The following is a 15171-nucleotide window of genomic DNA, read 5'->3' on the forward strand; positions in this document are numbered from 1 at the left end:
GCGTTTTTTATGGCGCCATCAATCGGGCGCAGGCTTTACCGCATGCACGGCTGGATGATCGCGCGTTGCGCGGGTTCCCGGTCAATGCATTCGAATACTGCACAGCCAGCAGGTAATCGCTAGAATAGCCGCCCTTGCGAAGTTCTGGAGTTACCCCAATGCGCACTTTTCGTCTGGTGATTGCCTGCCCGGACCGTGTCGGTATCGTTGCCAAAGTCAGTAACTTTCTGGCGGCCTACAACGGTTGGATCACCGAAGCGAGCCATCACTCGGACAACCTCAGCGGCTGGTTCTTCATGCGCCACGAGATTCGGGCCGATACCTTACCGCTTGATCTGGACGCCCTGCGCGAGGCATTCAGGCCGATCGCTGAAGAGTTTTCGATGGACTGGCGCATCACTGACTCGGACCAGAAGAAGCGGGTAGTGCTGATGGCCAGTCGCGAATCTCACTGCCTGGCTGACTTGCTGCACCGCTGGCACAGCGATGAACTTGATTGTGAAATCGCCTGCGTTATCTCCAACCATGAAGACCTGCGCAGCATGGTGGAATGGCACAACATTGCCTATCACTATGTCCCGGTGAACCCGGCTGACAAAGAACCGGCATTTGCCGAAGTGTCACGCCTGGTCAAGCAGCATGAGGCGGACGTGGTTGTACTGGCGCGTTACATGCAGATTCTGCCGCCGGCGTTGTGCCGTGAGTACGCGCACCAGGTCATCAACATCCACCACAGTTTCCTGCCGTCCTTTGTCGGTGCCAAGCCGTACCATCAGGCATCGCTGCGCGGCGTGAAGCTGATCGGCGCGACCTGTCATTACGTGACCGAAGAGCTGGACGCCGGCCCGATCATCGAGCAGGACGTGGTGCGCGTCAGCCATCGCGACAGCATCGAAAACATGGTCCGGTTTGGTCGTGATGTAGAGAAAATGGTGTTGGCCCGTGGCCTGCGTGCGCATCTGGAAGATCGCGTGCTGGTGCACGACAACAAGACGGTTGTGTTCGACTAAGCTTCAGGCGCTTGAAAGGGGAGACTTGCTCATGACTGACCCGCTCGACAAGGCCGTTTCCAATGCCCCGCCTACCGTGGGCGAAGGTTGCCTGAGCCGTTATGACGTTGACGCGTTGACCCCTGAAGACGGCGCCGAGTTCGAAGGCGCTGCCGAGCTATGGGAGCAACTGCAGCAGCCTTCGAGCATCAAGCCGGACCCGGCGCACGACAAGCAGGACGATTGATCAGGCCTGTTTCATGCGCATCAGCTTGTTAAGCAGCGGGCGGCCGACCATCAGGAAAAAGACCGGCCCACCGGCCACCAGATAGAAGTAATACGTCACCGCCCGCCAGATCAAAATGGCGGCCGCTGCAGTAGATTTCCCTACCATGGGCGCCAACAGCGCGGCGGACGTGAGTTCTGCAGTGCCCGCGCCGCCCGGCGACAGGCTGAATTGGCCCGCGCTCAGCGACAGCATCTGCACCAGGAACGTCCAAGCCCACTGAATATCCGCACCCAGCCCTTGCAGCGTCAGGTACAGCACGCTGTAACGAAGCCCCCAATGTGCACACGTCAGGACGAACACCTTGAACAACGTGCGATGGGGCATTTTCCAGGTATCAGCCAGCGCATCGCGAAAGTGCAGCAGCTTGCGCGCCCAACGCGTACGCGTCATGGCCTTGGTGTTGAAGCGCTTGAGCACCATGCCGTTGAACAGGATGATCCGTCGGTGATAACGGGCAAAGCCGGCGCACACCACCAGTCCTGCCCCGATCAGTAATGCACTGAGGATCAGCATCCATTCAAGCCGTTCGCTGAGGTTGTGGAACAGCGCGTAGATCAGAATGCCGATCAGGGCCAACAGGAAAAACACCAGGTCCATGAGCTGATCGGTGGCGAAAGCGGCAGTACTTTTTGCAGGGCCGATGCCACTGCGCGACAACAACGCCACCAGCGTCAACGGCGCACCGCTGCCCCCGGGCGTCGCGCTGTAGGCAAATTCGGTGGCCATCACCACGGCAAGGCTTCTGGGCACACTCACGTTCTGGGCGCTGTCCCCCAGCAGCAGGCGCAGACGGGCGGTGTTGCAACACCAGCCCACCAATACCATGCCAAACATGATCAACAGCAAATCGGCGGGGAAGGCGCGCAGACGCTGGAACATGTCCGTGCCACCCATGAACATCGGAATCAACAACGCCATCAGCAACGCAGCGACAAGCCATGCAAGTCGCTTCACGCGGCGGACCTCACGCTGGACGCCCGGGCGCTAAGCCAGGCAAATTTGGTCACGGGGGTGCGGCCTTGTTCAATCAATCGCTGCAAAATATTCAACCAGTAAGTGCGGGAAAATTCGTGGCGCATGTCCACGGGGTGTAAGCCCAGGCGCAGTGTAGCGGCGTGTTCGAGCCGTGCTTCGCGATGATCACTGATCAACTTCGAAAGCCCTCGACGCCAGGCGCTGCCTGCGCTCCAGACGATGCCCGGTGCCGGGTACGCGGTGAAATCCGGCAGGGTAAAAAGGTGCCCCGGGTCGCTGGTGTAGTCCAGCGGCAAGCTGCGCAACGCCTCGCGCGTCCCACGGCTCATCAACCAGGCTGGTGCAACGAAACCGTGCAGAGGCCAGTCATGGTGTCTGAAGACCTCGATGCCCGCCTCCAGTTTTTGCAAGGCCTGCTGCTGGTCGAGGCCGTAGAACTCGCCTTCCCAGGTATAGATACGGCGCATGAAGTACTCGTGTGGATTGCCCGGTCTGGGTCCGTCGTCGCAGTGATGATAACCGTGCAGCGCCAGTTCATCACCCCGTTCGAGGCGGCGATGCATATGGCGCTGGAAATTCGTGTCGGCCGAGACCGCGCTGCGCTTGTGGAAATCAGGCACCACCAGCCAGGTAATGGGGATGTGTCCCATGGCGTCGACGGCCTGAACGAAGGCATGGTAATCGTCCCACGTTTCCGGCGCGACATCGTGCAGCACCAGCATCACGCTGGGCGGCTGATTCGCGGTGGATCCCGATTGTGTGGCTTCAGCCATGGGCGCGCACCGTTGCTGATCCGCCGAGCACGGCCCGATAGTGTCCAAGCAAACCGGAAACGACTGTGTCCCACGCGTAGTTATGCTCCACATGGCTACGTGCCGCGCGGCCTTTTCCCACAACATCGCCGCTGAACAGCTCACGTACTGCCGCGGCCATGGCGCGTGCGTCGTTGGGCTGGCATAACAGCCCGCACGGGGCCGGGACGATTTCCGTGAACGCTCCGGCCGCGACCGCCACCACCGGGAGTCCACTGGCCATGGCCTCCAGAATCACCAGCCCGAAGGTTTCCTGATCCCCCGCATGCACCAGGGCATCAGCGCTTGCCAGCAGACGTGCGACTTCGTGAACGGGACGGAAATGATCGATGACCGACACATTACCGGGTACGGCGGCAGGCATGTGGGAGCCAACCAGCAATAAATGATAGCGGTGGCCTAAGCTCTTCATGCACTCCAGCAACACCGGGAGATTTTTTTCGCGGGAACCGCGCCCGGCGAAGATCAACAGTCGAGTGTCCTCGCTGACCCCAAGCCGGGCCTTCAATCCCGGATCGCGTCTGGCGGGATTGAACGTCGCCAGATCCACACCCAGCGGCTGCACATAGACGTTATCGACGCCTAGTCGCACGAGCTTTTCGGCCATCACGGTGCTGGGTGCGAGGACGCGGTCGAAGTGACGATAGAGTTTGGCGACGTAGCCTTCGACGTTTGTTCCCAGCCAGGTCCCGATGCGGTTACTCACCAGCAACGGCAGGTCGGAGTGGTAGAAGCCGATGACCGGGACATCCAGTTGGCGACGTGCGTCGATCGCGGCCCACGCGGTCAGGTACGGATCGCCCACCTCGATCAGGTCCGGTTGCAGGTCTTTGATCACGTTGCGCCAGGGTGCCAGGCGCAGGGGGAAGCGGTAGCCATTGCCGAACGGCACGGCGGGGGCCGGGACTTTATAGACGCCATCGACATTGCTCAGACTGGCGCCGGGAATCAACAGGCTGTGTCGAACGCCGGGGTGGCGACCCAGCCGACAATGCTTGGCATCCAGATAGGTGCGCACGCCGCCACTGGCCGGGGCGTAAAACATGGTCATGTCAGCGATGTGCACGATGAGCATCCCTCCGGTTTTGTGGTCCTTTGGTTGACCACTCACAAGAATAGTTGTTCGTTACCACGGCACGGGCGGTGGCTGCATTTCGCGGCCTGCAGAGGCGTCGGCTAGAGTGAAGAGGCGTCCTGGCTTCGCACGTCGTGGGTGAGGCAGGACAGTGTTGCGCTCATGCACGCAGCCACGGGCTGTGAGCGATCCATCAATCAACGGGGGATGACATGCCGGATTCACAACAGATTGTTCTTGGCGCCAGTCTCGATGGCCTACCGGTGGGGCAAGCGTTGCGACTGTCGAACCGCCACGGGCTGATCGCCGGGGCCACGGGCACGGGGAAAACAGTGACCCTTCAGCGTCTGGCCGAGGCGTTCAGCGATGCCGGGGTCGCCGTGTTCGCCGCTGACATCAAGGGCGACCTGTGCGGGCTCGGCGCACCCGGTAACCCCCAAGGCAAGATTGCCGAGCGGATTGCCGGCATGCCGTGGCTCAATCACAGACCCCAGGCCTATCCCGTGACCTTGTGGGATGTGCATGGCAAGTCCGGACATCCTTTGCGCACCACGCTGTCGGAAATGGGCCCGTTGCTGCTCGGCAGTTTGCTCGAATTGACCGACAGCCAGCAGTCGACGTTGTACGCCGCGTTCAAGGTGGCAGACCGGGAAGGTCTGCTGTTGCTGGATATCAAGGATCTCAAGGCGCTGCTCAATCATTTGCGTGATCACCCGGAGCTGTTGGGCGAAGACAGCGCCTTGATGACCACCGGTTCCAGCCAGGCGTTGCTTCGGCGCATGGCGGTGCTTGAGCAGCAAGGCGCCGAAGCGCTGTTCGGCGAGCCGGCATTGCAGCTTGAAGATATTCTGCGGCCGGCCTGTGATGGGCGAGGGCGGATTCATTTGCTCGACGCCAGCCGTCTGGTGCATGAGGCGCCCAAGGTCTACGCGACCTTTCTCCTGTGGCTGCTGGCTGAACTGTTCGAGCAATTGCCGGAGCGTGGCGATGCCGACAAGCCGTTGCTGGCGCTGTTTTTTGATGAAGCGCATTTGCTGTTTGCTGACACCCCGAAGGCGTTGCAGGAGCGCCTTGAACAGGTGGTGCGCTTGATCCGCTCCAAAGGCGTTGGCGTGTATTTCGTCACCCAGTCGCCGAGCGATTTGCCGGATGACATCCTCGCGCAGTTGGGCTTGCGCATACAACACGGCTTGCGTGCCTTCACCAGCAAAGAGCAGAAGTCACTGCGCGCCGTGGCAGACGGCTTTCGTCCCAACCCTGATTTTGACGCCCTGAGCGTGCTGACTGAACTGGGCGCCGGTGAGGCGCTGGTCGGGACACTGCAGGACAAAGGCACACCGGAGATCGTCAGGCGAGTGTTGATCGCACCGCCTCAATCGCGGATCGGGCCGTTGACCGACGCTGAGCGCGCGGGTCTGATCGCTCAGTCACCGCTGGCGGGTCGCTATGACAAGCCTGTGGATCGCGAGTCTGCGTATGAAATGTTGCTGGCGCGCAAGGTGGCCCCTGAACCTGGCGATTTACCAAAAAAAGAAGCGCCGGGTGGCGGTTTCGCGGACATGGCAGGAGGATTTTTGGGCGGACTTGCCGGGCAGGCCATGAAGAGCGCCATGCGCACAGCGGCCAATCAGATCGGCCGGGATTTGGTGCGCGGCTTGATGGGGTCGTTGTTGGGGACGGGCAAGAAGCGTAAGTAAAGCTTTTGCATCAGTCTTGTTGGAGCGAGGCTTGCCCGCGAATTTCTGTGAATCAGCTTCAACAGCAATGTGCTGATCCAGTTCGCGGGCAAGCCTCGCTCCAACAGGTCAGGCCGTTACGCCAGCACGATAGACGCCAGCCAGAACAGCCCGGCAGACAGCGCAACCGTGGCTGGCAGCGTCAGCACCCATGCCAGGAGAATGTTGCGAACGGTGCCACCTTGAAGGCCGCTTTTGTTGGCGACCATGGTTCCTGCGACACCCGAAGACAAAATGTGCGTCGTCGAGACCGGCAGGGCGAACACGTTGGCTGCCGCAATGGCGCACGCAGTGGTGATCTGTGCCGACATGCCCTGAGCGTAGGTCATGCCTTGCTTGCCGATCTTCTCGCCAATGGTCAACACAACGCGTTTCCAGCCGACCATGGTGCCAATGCCCAGCGCCAGGGCCACCGCGAAGATCACCCAGAACGGCGCGTACTCGGTGGTGGTGGTCAGGTCCTTGCGCAGCTTCTCCAAGTCAGATTTCTCGCGAGCGTCCAGGCTCGGCAGCTTGCCGACCTTGCGCGCCGTGTCGTCCAGGCACAGCAGGTAGCGGCGCACTTCGATGCGGTGATCCGGCGAAATCGCACGGTAGTCCGACACGCCTTTCAGGTTGGTCAGCAGCGCGTCGATGGTGGGTTCGGTCTGTTCAGGGTTGCAGCTGAAGCGTGCCGGCAGGTCGCCGGTCTGAGCCTTGCCCAGCGCCAGGTATTCGCCCAGCGTGGCGTTGTTGCGCTGGTAGAACTGGCTCAGGTGCAGCGTGGCATCGCGGGTGCGTTCGATCTGGTAAGTCGTGCTGCCCAGGTCGAGCACGAACTGCGCAGGGACAATACCGATCAGGACCAGCATGATCAGGCCAATGCCTTTCTGACCGTCGTTGGAACCGTGAACGAAGCTGACGGCCATGGCAGAAATGACCAGCACCAGGCGATTCCAGAAGGGTGGGTGCTTCTTTTTGTCGTTGCTCTTGCGACGCTGATCGGGCGTCTTGTGCATGTTCGACAGGGGGCGCCAGGCCTTCAGGGCCAGCAAACCCAGTGCGGCGACAATAAAGCCTGCCAGGGGCGAGAACACCAGCGACGCGCCGATATCGATTGCCTTTTGCCAGTTCACACCGTCAGCCAGTGGAATATCGTTGATCAGCGCATTCGCCAGGCCAACGCCCAGGATCGAGCCAATCAAGGTATGGGAGCTGGAAGCGGGGATGCCGAAGTACCAGGTGCCGAGGTTCCAGGTAATGGCGGCCGCCAGCAAAGAGAACACCATCGCCAATCCGTGACCGGTGTTGACGTTGATCAGCAGCTCGACCGGCAGCAGGTGAACGATGGCGTACGCGACACCTACACCGCCAAGCAACACCCCGAGGAAGTTGAACACGCCGGAAAAGAACACGGCCAGATGCGGCGGCATGGCTTTGGTGTAGATGACTGTCGCCACCGCGTTTGCGGTGTCATGAAAGCCGTTGATGAACTCGAAGGTGAGCACGAACGCCAGGGCGAGCACCAGGCTCACAATTACCCAAGCATCCAGGCCGCTGAATAAATCGATCATGGAAGGTTTTCTGACCCGGTATTAGAGGGGGCGGGATTATGACAGAAAAAAAACATATCGATAGGCACGCTGCTAATTGGTAGCAACCTGCAACGAATTTTCAGGCCCACACACCTGTTGACTTCCTGTCAGGGAGCCAATTGCGAGCGCCTTCGAATCAACAATAGCTGAAACGGGAGCTTTGGCTGAACCGGGTAAAAAGTGCTACTGATCGTTAAACGCGGCATTCATGGACGGCTCGAGAAGGCTTCACGGCTCTTCTTTGAGCTCTTTTTCCATCTTTTGCAGCTCTTGCTGAAACGCTTGATCCAGCAGGCTTGCTCTTTTGCGCCAGGGTTTGCGCTCCGGCTCTGGTTGCGCGGCGTAGGTGGTGATTTCCCCGCCGTATACATCCTTGTAACGTTGTTCCTGGCGCTCTAATTCCTCGCGCAGTTCGTCTTTTGTCACGGTATGACCTTATTTAATTTGAATGGATTCCGGTGACGACGCAGCGGTGAGAAGTGTGGGTCGTTGTTGGCAACAGGGCTGTTGGACAACTGCGCATGAAGCGCTTACTACCTGGGAATTAATCACTTCTGCCACTGCGGCTACGAGCACCAGAAAAACATATCTGTCGTAGCGGCATTCTTTTTTTCGGGTTGCCAGTCTACTGGCAGATTGACCAGGCTTCTGGCCTGTCTATCGCTGCGCGATGCTCGTTAAGGGTGCGGGCGAGGCGTAACCGGATCCGCCCTTGATGGGGTGACCGGATCAAGTCGCAGCGTTATAGCGCGTCAATTGATCGCTACTATCTCCAAGACCATTGAAAGTGTCAACTGCCCATGTTCGTGCCATTCAATATGTTCGGAAGGGAAGTGTTTTCTTGTACGAATATTCCGAAGTTAAGGAGGGCAAAAATTTGGCAGAACTTGTTAATAAAACCACAGACGGCCGCAGACAGATTTCTGACGACATATTTTCATCTGAAATCGGGCGTTGAAAATATTTTGATAATTGTGTCGGTTTCTATACATCGCGAAGTTTGCGATGCCTTGAAATGACAAGGGCGGAAGAAAAAACGGCCTCGCGGTTAGCAAGGCCGTGCCTTGGACTTCTCAGTGGGTACCTGACCAGTATTTCCAAGAAGCCACATCTGGCGTGTGAAAGGTATAAGCATCGTCGCGACGGGTCAACGGCGATTATCGCCCAGTCGTTCGATAATCGCCCAAAACGCCCTTGCCACTCTCGCCAATCAGGGTGAGAGTGGCTACCTGTAAGGCTGTGCAAGCCGCGACGAACGGTAATAATGATGAATGACCAATTGCGTAATTCTTTCGCGTCGCTGGCGCCGCCCATTGTCGCGTCCCCGGCCAAGCGGATTCAGGCGCTGACCGGCGACCCCGATTTCATGACATCGCTGGCCCGAGGGCTGGCGGTGATACACGCGTTCCAGGAGCGCAAACGGCATTTGACCATCGCGCAGATCAGCCACCGCACCGAGATCCCTCGCGCGGCGGTACGCCGTTGTCTGCACACGCTGATCAAGCTGGGCTATGCCACCACCGACGGCCGCACGTATTCATTGCTGCCCAAAGTCCTGACCCTCGGCCACGCGTATCTGTCGTCGACGCCGTTGGCGGTGTCCTCGCAACCTTATCTGGACCGCATGAGCGATCAGTTGCATGAGGCCTGCAACATGGCGACGCTGGAGGGAGACGACATTCTCTACATCGCTCGTTCGGCCACCACCCAGCGCCTGATCTCGGTGGACCTTGCCGTCGGCGGGCGCCTGCCGGCGTATTGCACGTCCATGGGCCGGATTCTGCTGGCGGCGCTGGATGATGTGTCCCTGCAGGAATATCTGGATCATGTCGACCTGCAGCCCAAGACCAGCCGAACGCTGTGCACCCCGGAGACATTGCTCGAATGCCTGCAGCAGGTGCGTCAGCAAGGCTGGTGCATTGTCGATCAGGAATTGGAACAAGGCCTGCGGTCCATTGCCGTGCCGGTGTACGACGCATCGGGACAGGTGTTGGCGGCGTTGAATGTCAGCACCAGCGCCGGTCGCGTGACCCGCAACGAACTGGAGCAGAAATTTCTGCCGATCATGCTCGATGCCAGTCGGGATTTGAGTACGCAGTTGTTTACGTGACGGCGGACCCTGTTGGAGCGAGGCTTGCCCGCGAAGATTCTTTCAACCGATAACGATGCATCGGTTGGACCCATTCGCGGGCAAGCCTCGCTCCAACAAAAAGCAGCTTTTGGACTGACATATCCTGTTCGATCACCGAACACTTAGTCGATTATCGGATTGTTCCGCTTTGTCCCCAGGCATAACCTCGATGCCATACCCGCGCAGCCCTGCGCGCTGTTCATCATAGAGCGTTTGAACCTGGAGCCACTCATGGCCGACATCATTTCTCTGCACGATGCGGTGAAGCAATTCGTCAACGACGGCGACACCGTTGCACTGGAAGGCTTTACCCATCTGATTCCTACCGCCGCAGGTCATGAAATCATTCGTCAGAAAAAGAAAGACCTGACTCTGGTGCGGATGACCCCTGATCTTATCTACGACCAATTGATCGGCGCCGGTTGTGCGAAAAAACTGATTTTCTCGTGGGGTGGGAACCCTGGCGTCGGTTCACTGCATCGCTTGCGTGACGCGGTCGAAAAACAATGGCCCCAGCCACTGGAAATCGAAGAGCACAGTCACGCTGACCTGGCTAACGCCTACGTCGCCGGCGCATCGGGGCTGCCGTTTGCGGTACTGCGTGCGTATGCCGGCTCCGACCTGCCGAAGGTCAACCCGCTGATCAAGACAGTGACCTGCCCATTCACCGGCGAGGTGCTCGCCGCCGTGCCCGCCGTGCGCCCGGATGTCACTGTCATCCACGCGCAAAAGGCCGACCGCAAGGGCAACGTCCTGTTGTGGGGCATCCTCGGTGTGCAGAAGGAAGCCGCGCTGGCAGCCAAGCGCTGCATCGTGACGGTGGAAGAAATCGTCGATGACCTCAAGGCACCGATGAATGCCTGCGTCTTGCCGACCTGGGCGTTGAGCGCAGTCTGCGTCGTACCCAATGGCGCGCATCCTTCCTACGCCCACGGTTACTACGAACGCGATAACCGCTTCTATCAGGCATGGGACCCCATCGCCCGTGACCGTCAGACGTTTACCGCGTGGGTCGCCGAATACATCCACGGCACCGCCGATTTCACGGAATTTCAGCGCAAATTGGCCAGCGCTTCGGAGGCACAGCAATGAATTACTCAACCAATGAAATGATGACCGTTGCCGCCGCGCGTCGGCTGAAAAACGGTTCTGTGTGCTTCGTCGGCATCGGCCTGCCGTCGAAGGCAGCCAATCTGGCGCGCCTGACCTCGTCGCCCGACGTGGTGCTGATCTACGAATCAGGCCCGATTGGCGCCAAGCCCAACGTGCTGCCGCTGTCCATCGGTGACGGCGAACTGGCTGAAACTGCCGATACCGTGGTGTCCACCAGTGAGATTTTTCGCTATTGGCTGCAGGGCGGTCGTGTCGATGTCGGCTTTCTGGGCGCGGCGCAAGTCGATCGCTTCGGCAACATCAACACCACCGTCGTCGGCGATTACCACCACCCGAAAGTCCGTCTGCCGGGCGCGGGCGGGGCACCGGAAATTGCAGGTTCAGCCAAACAGGTGCTGATCATTCTCAAGCAATCGGCCCGCGCGTTCGTTAACAAGCTGGATTTCATGACGTCAGTGGGGCACGGCGAAGGCGGCGATTCGCGCAAGCGTCTCGGACTGCCCGGGGCCGGACCGGTCGGCATCATCACTGACCTGTGCATCATGGAGCCGGAGGAGGGCAGCAACGAGTTCGTGGTCACGACCCTGCATCCGGGCGTCACCCGCGAGCAAGTGATTGCTGCCACCGGTTGGGCCGTGCGCTTCGCCGAAAACGTGGAGGTTTGCGCAGAGCCGAGCGACTACGAACTGACTGCCCTGCGTGATCTGGAAGCGCGAACCGCTGCAGCCCACGGCCAGGCACCGGGAGAAGCATGATGCGTGACGTTTTTATCTGTGATGCGATTCGAACCCCCATCGGCCGTTTCGGTGGGGCGCTGGCCACCGTGCGCGCGGACGACCTGGCGGCGCTGCCCATCAAGGCGCTGATGGCGCGTAATCCTTCGGTGAACTGGAGCGAAGTCGATGAGGTGTTCCTCGGCTGCGCCAACCAGGCCGGCGAGGACAACCGCAACGTGGCGCGGATGGCGTTGCTGCTGGCCGGCTTGCCGGTCACCGTGCCGGGCGTGACCCTCAACCGTTTGTGCGCGTCGGGTCTGGACGCCGTGGGTACTGCGTTTCGGGCGATCGCCTGTGGTGAAATGGAACTGGCGATTGCCGGGGGCGTGGAGTCGATGTCCCGCGCGCCGTTCGTCATGGGCAAGGCCGAGACGGCGTTTGGCCGTGGCCAGAAACTTGAAGACACGACACTGGGCTGGCGCTTCGTCAATCCACAGATCAAGGACCAGTACGGCGTCGAAACCATGCCGCAAACCGGTGACAACGTCGCCGAGGATTTCAAGGTCTCCCGTGAGGATCAGGACGCGTTCGCCCTGCGCAGCCAGCAGCGCGCGGCCGCTGCCAAGGCGTCCGGTTTCTTCGCCGAAGAGATCGTGCCGGTGCGGATCGCCCACAAGAAAGGCGAGACCGTGGTCGACACCGATGAACACCCCCGTGCGGACACCAGCCTGGAGGGGTTGAGCAAACTCAAACCGGTGAACGGCGCTGGCAACACCGTGACGGCGGGCAATGCCGCCGGGCTCAACGATGGCGCCGTGGCGCTGATTATGGCGTCTGCCGAAGCGGTGGAGAAACACGGGCTCACGCCCCGCGCCCGGATTCTGGGCATGGCCAGCGCAGGCGTCGAGCCTCGGATCATGGGCATCGGCCCGGTCCCGGCCGTGCGCAAACTGGTTGAGCGGCTGGGCCTGGCCGTTTCGGATTTCGACGTCATCGAGCTCAACGAAGCATTCGCCAGCCAGGGCCTGGCGGTGATGCGCGAACTCGGGATCGCGGACGATTCTCCCAACGTGAATCCCAACGGCGGGGCAATTGCCTTGGGTCACCCGCTGGGCATGAGTGGCGCGCGGCTGGTGATGACCGCGTTGCACCATCTGGAAAAAACCGGCGGCCGCAAAGGCCTGGCGACGTTGTGCGTGGGCGTGGGGCAGGGGATGGCGCTGGCGATTGAGCGATAAAACGTTGCTGAAAAGTCAGTCGCCCAGGTCCGCAACTGCCTCCACGAACAGGCAAAACGCGGGCCTGGGTGATTGTTCTTGTGATGAAGGACACTTGCTGGTTAAGTCTTAGTGTTACTGGTTATGTCTTGGACTGGCATGTATGGCCGGCACTACTGGTCGTTTTGAAAAACTGGGGAAAAAATAATGACAACGACTCACTACACCGGGGAAGAGCGGCGCAAACGGATTTTCGCGATCGTGGGGGCTTCTTCCGGCAACCTCGTCGAATGGTTCGACTTCTATGTCTATGCCTTCTGCGCCATCTACTTTGCGCCGGCGTTCTTTCCGTCCGACGATCCTACCGTTCAATTGCTCAACACCGCTGGCGTGTTCGCGGCCGGCTTCCTGATGCGTCCCATTGGCGGCTGGTTGTTTGGCCGCGTAGCCGACAAGCACGGCCGCAAAAACTCGATGATGATTTCAGTCCTGATGATGTGCGCAGGTTCGCTGGTCATCGCGTGCCTGCCCACGTACGCACAAATCGGCGCCTGGGCACCCGCGTTGCTGTTGGCGGCGCGCCTGTTCCAGGGCCTGTCGGTGGGTGGCGAATACGGCACCACCGCGACCTACATGAGTGAAGTGGCACTGCGCGGCCAGCGAGGCTTCTTCGCCTCGTTCCAGTACGTGACCCTGATTGGCGGGCAACTGCTGGCGGTGCTCACCGTGGTCATTCTTCAGCAGTTCCTCAGCTCCGATGAGCTGAAAGCCTATGGCTGGCGGATCCCGTTCGTGGTCGGCGCCATTGCTGCGGTGATCTCGCTGCTGCTGCGTCGCACGCTCAAGGAAACCACCACCGCCGAAGCGCGTCAGGACAAGGACGCCGGCAGCATTGCCGCGTTGTTCAAGCATCACAAGACGGCGTTCATCACGGTGTTGGGGTATACCGCTGGCGGCTCGCTGATTTTCTACACGTTCACCACGTACATGCAGAAGTACCTGGTGAACACCGTGCACATGGACCCGAAAGTCGCCAGCTACATCATGACCGGCGCGCTGTTCCTGTACATGTGCATGCAGCCGGCGTTCGGCGCGCTGGCGGACAAGATCGGCCGCCGCAACTCGATGCTGTGGTTCGGTGGTCTGGGCACGCTGTGCACTGTGCCGCTGCTGATGACGCTGAAAACCACGACAAGTCCGGTGCTGGCCTTCGTGCTGATCACCCTGGCGCTGGCCATCGTCAGCTTCTATACCTCCATCAGCGGTCTGGTGAAAGCCGAGATGTTCCCGGTGCAAGTGCGAGCGCTGGGTGTGGGCCTGGCGTACGCAGTGGCCAACGCCATCTTCGGCGGCTCGGCCGAGTTCGTGGCCTTGAGCTTCAAGAACGCAGGGATTGAAAACACCTTCTACTGGTACGTCACGGTGATGATGGCCGTCGCATTCCTGTTCAGCCTGCGGTTGCCGAAGCAACCGGCTTACCTGCACGAAGATCATTGATTGATCTGCGCGCGCCTGCGTCCGGGCGCGCGTCATCCGCATCTTCCATAATCAATCATTACGTCACGATCACCTGAGTGCTCAAACAAAGAGGGGCTGCCATGGCATTCGTACAACTTGAAGACGGTGAACTGCATTACGAGATCGAGGGCCCGCCAGGGGCGCCGGTGCTGGTGCTGTCCAATTCACTCGGCACCGATCTGCACATGTGGGACGCGCAGGTTGCCGCGTTCAGTCAATCGTTTCGCGTGCTGCGCTACGACACGCGCGGGCACGGTCAGTCGCTGGTCAGCCAGGGGCCTTACACCATCGAGCAATTGGGTCGGGACGTGCTGGCGCTGCTGGACGCGTTGAAGATCCAGAAGGCGCATTTTTGCGGGCTGTCCATGGGCGGTTTGATCGGGCAGTGGCTGGGGATTCACGCCAATGAGCGTCTGCTCAAACTGGTGATCAGCAACAGCGCGGCGAAGATCGGCACGCCCGAAATCTGGAATCAGCGCATCGCGTTGCTGGAAAGCGACGCCGATCAAGGCATGGCGACGTTGGCGCAGACGGCATCGCAACGCTGGTTCACGCCGGAGTTTGCCGCCACCCATCCCGGCCAGGTGAAAGCGGTCATCGACGTGCTGGCCAACACCTCCCCTCAAGGCTACGCCGCCTGTTGCGTTGCGGTGCGCGATGCGGACTTTCTCAAGCAGGTCGGGTCGATCACGGTGGACACGCTGATCATCTGCGGCAGCCATGATGGGGTCACCACGGTCGCCGATGGGCATTATCTGCAAAACCATATTCACGGCTCGCAACTGTCCGATTACTACGCGGCGCACTTGTCGAGTGTCGAGTTGGGGCAGGTGTTTACGTTGCGGGTGACGGAGTTTTTGTTGAGTTGAGCCTTTGAGCATGTAATCAGAACTGTAGGAGCGCGCTTGCCCGCGAAAGCGTCAATCTGGCTGATACCGTCCTCACAAAAAGATCGCAATCGCGGGCAAGCGCGCTCCTACAGGTTTTTCGTCTCCCCCAAATCAGTGATGTACCCAGGCGTTAGCA

14 protein-coding genes are annotated in these 15171 nt (G+C 60.0%); 9 read left to right on the forward strand and 5 right to left on the reverse strand.

What is annotated here, in order from left to right:
- Positions 1-158: 158 nt before the first annotated feature.
- Together purU and ABQX22_RS19010 are read left to right on the forward strand one after the other, a co-directional pair.
- On the forward strand, positions 159-1010 hold the full coding sequence (purU, locus tag ABQX22_RS19005) for a formyltetrahydrofolate deformylase (protein ID WP_349801391.1): 852 nt from the start codon (positions 159-161) through the stop codon (positions 1008-1010).
- 31 nt (positions 1011-1041) lie between these two features.
- Positions 1042-1236: a hypothetical protein gene (locus ABQX22_RS19010; protein WP_349801392.1), complete on the forward strand. Its 195-nt coding sequence runs from the start codon at positions 1042-1044 to the stop codon at positions 1234-1236.
- On the opposite strand, the gene ABQX22_RS19015 is transcribed toward ABQX22_RS19010, so the two are convergent.
- Genes ABQX22_RS19015 through ABQX22_RS19025 form a run of 3 tightly spaced genes read right to left on the reverse strand, consistent with a single transcriptional unit; the run spans position 1237 to position 4131 of the window.
- A complete protein-coding gene (locus ABQX22_RS19015) occupies positions 1237-2232 on the reverse strand; it encodes a lysylphosphatidylglycerol synthase transmembrane domain-containing protein (protein WP_349801393.1) in 996 nt (331 codons plus the stop codon).
- On the reverse strand, positions 2229-3026 hold the full coding sequence (locus ABQX22_RS19020; protein ID WP_349801394.1) for a polysaccharide deacetylase family protein: 798 nt from the start codon (positions 3024-3026) through the stop codon (positions 2229-2231). Before ABQX22_RS19020 ends, ABQX22_RS19015 begins: the two co-directional genes overlap by 4 nt.
- Complete coding sequence (locus tag ABQX22_RS19025; RefSeq protein WP_349801395.1) at positions 3019-4131, reverse strand: glycosyltransferase family 4 protein; 1113 nt, start codon at positions 4129-4131, stop codon at positions 3019-3021. Before ABQX22_RS19025 ends, ABQX22_RS19020 begins: the two co-directional genes overlap by 8 nt.
- A 221-nt stretch (positions 4132-4352) precedes the next feature.
- Here ABQX22_RS19025 and ABQX22_RS19030 point away from each other — a divergent pair, with 221 nt between their 5' ends.
- Positions 4353-5837 (forward strand): helicase HerA-like domain-containing protein, encoded by a 1485-nt coding sequence (locus tag ABQX22_RS19030; protein WP_349801396.1) that lies wholly within the window; start codon positions 4353-4355, stop codon positions 5835-5837.
- Between the two features lie 116 nt (positions 5838-5953).
- Here ABQX22_RS19030 and ABQX22_RS19035 read toward each other — a convergent pair whose 3' ends face one another.
- Both ABQX22_RS19035 and ABQX22_RS19040 read right to left on the reverse strand, forming a co-directional pair.
- Positions 5954-7429, reverse strand: a complete 1476-nt coding sequence (locus ABQX22_RS19035) for an inorganic phosphate transporter (RefSeq protein WP_349801397.1) — start codon at positions 7427-7429, stop codon at positions 5954-5956.
- Between the two features lie 249 nt (positions 7430-7678).
- A complete protein-coding gene (locus ABQX22_RS19040) occupies positions 7679-7876 on the reverse strand; it encodes a hypothetical protein (RefSeq protein ID WP_349801398.1) in 198 nt (65 codons plus the stop codon).
- A gap of 853 nt (positions 7877-8729) precedes the next feature.
- Between ABQX22_RS19040 and pcaR the strand changes: the two genes are divergently transcribed.
- The 6 genes from pcaR to pcaD all read left to right on the forward strand — a co-directional run bounded on the left by pcaR (position 8730) and on the right by pcaD (position 15014).
- Positions 8730-9560: a pca regulon transcriptional regulator PcaR gene (gene pcaR / locus ABQX22_RS19045; protein ID WP_349801399.1), complete on the forward strand. Its 831-nt coding sequence runs from the start codon at positions 8730-8732 to the stop codon at positions 9558-9560.
- Between the two features lie 252 nt (positions 9561-9812).
- Positions 9813-10673, forward strand: a complete 861-nt coding sequence (locus tag ABQX22_RS19050) for a CoA transferase subunit A (protein WP_349801400.1) — start codon at positions 9813-9815, stop codon at positions 10671-10673.
- Entirely contained in the window at positions 10670-11449 is a 780-nt protein-coding gene (locus tag ABQX22_RS19055) for a CoA-transferase subunit beta (protein ID WP_349801401.1), read from the forward strand. The genes ABQX22_RS19050 and ABQX22_RS19055 overlap by 4 nt, the downstream gene beginning before the upstream one ends.
- On the forward strand, positions 11449-12648 hold the full coding sequence (gene pcaF, locus ABQX22_RS19060) for a 3-oxoadipyl-CoA thiolase (RefSeq protein ID WP_349801402.1): 1200 nt from the start codon (positions 11449-11451) through the stop codon (positions 12646-12648). The genes ABQX22_RS19055 and pcaF overlap by 1 nt, the downstream gene beginning before the upstream one ends.
- A gap of 186 nt (positions 12649-12834) precedes the next feature.
- Positions 12835-14124, forward strand: coding sequence for an MFS family transporter (locus ABQX22_RS19065; protein ID WP_349801403.1), 1290 nt, complete (start codon positions 12835-12837; stop codon positions 14122-14124).
- Between the two features lie 101 nt (positions 14125-14225).
- Positions 14226-15014, forward strand: coding sequence for a 3-oxoadipate enol-lactonase (pcaD, locus tag ABQX22_RS19070; RefSeq protein ID WP_349801404.1), 789 nt, complete (start codon positions 14226-14228; stop codon positions 15012-15014).
- Positions 15015-15171: the final 157 nt, after the last annotated feature.

This window comes from Xanthomonas sp. WHRI 1810A (assembly GCF_040202885.1).
GTDB lineage: Bacteria > Pseudomonadota > Gammaproteobacteria > Pseudomonadales > Pseudomonadaceae > Aquipseudomonas.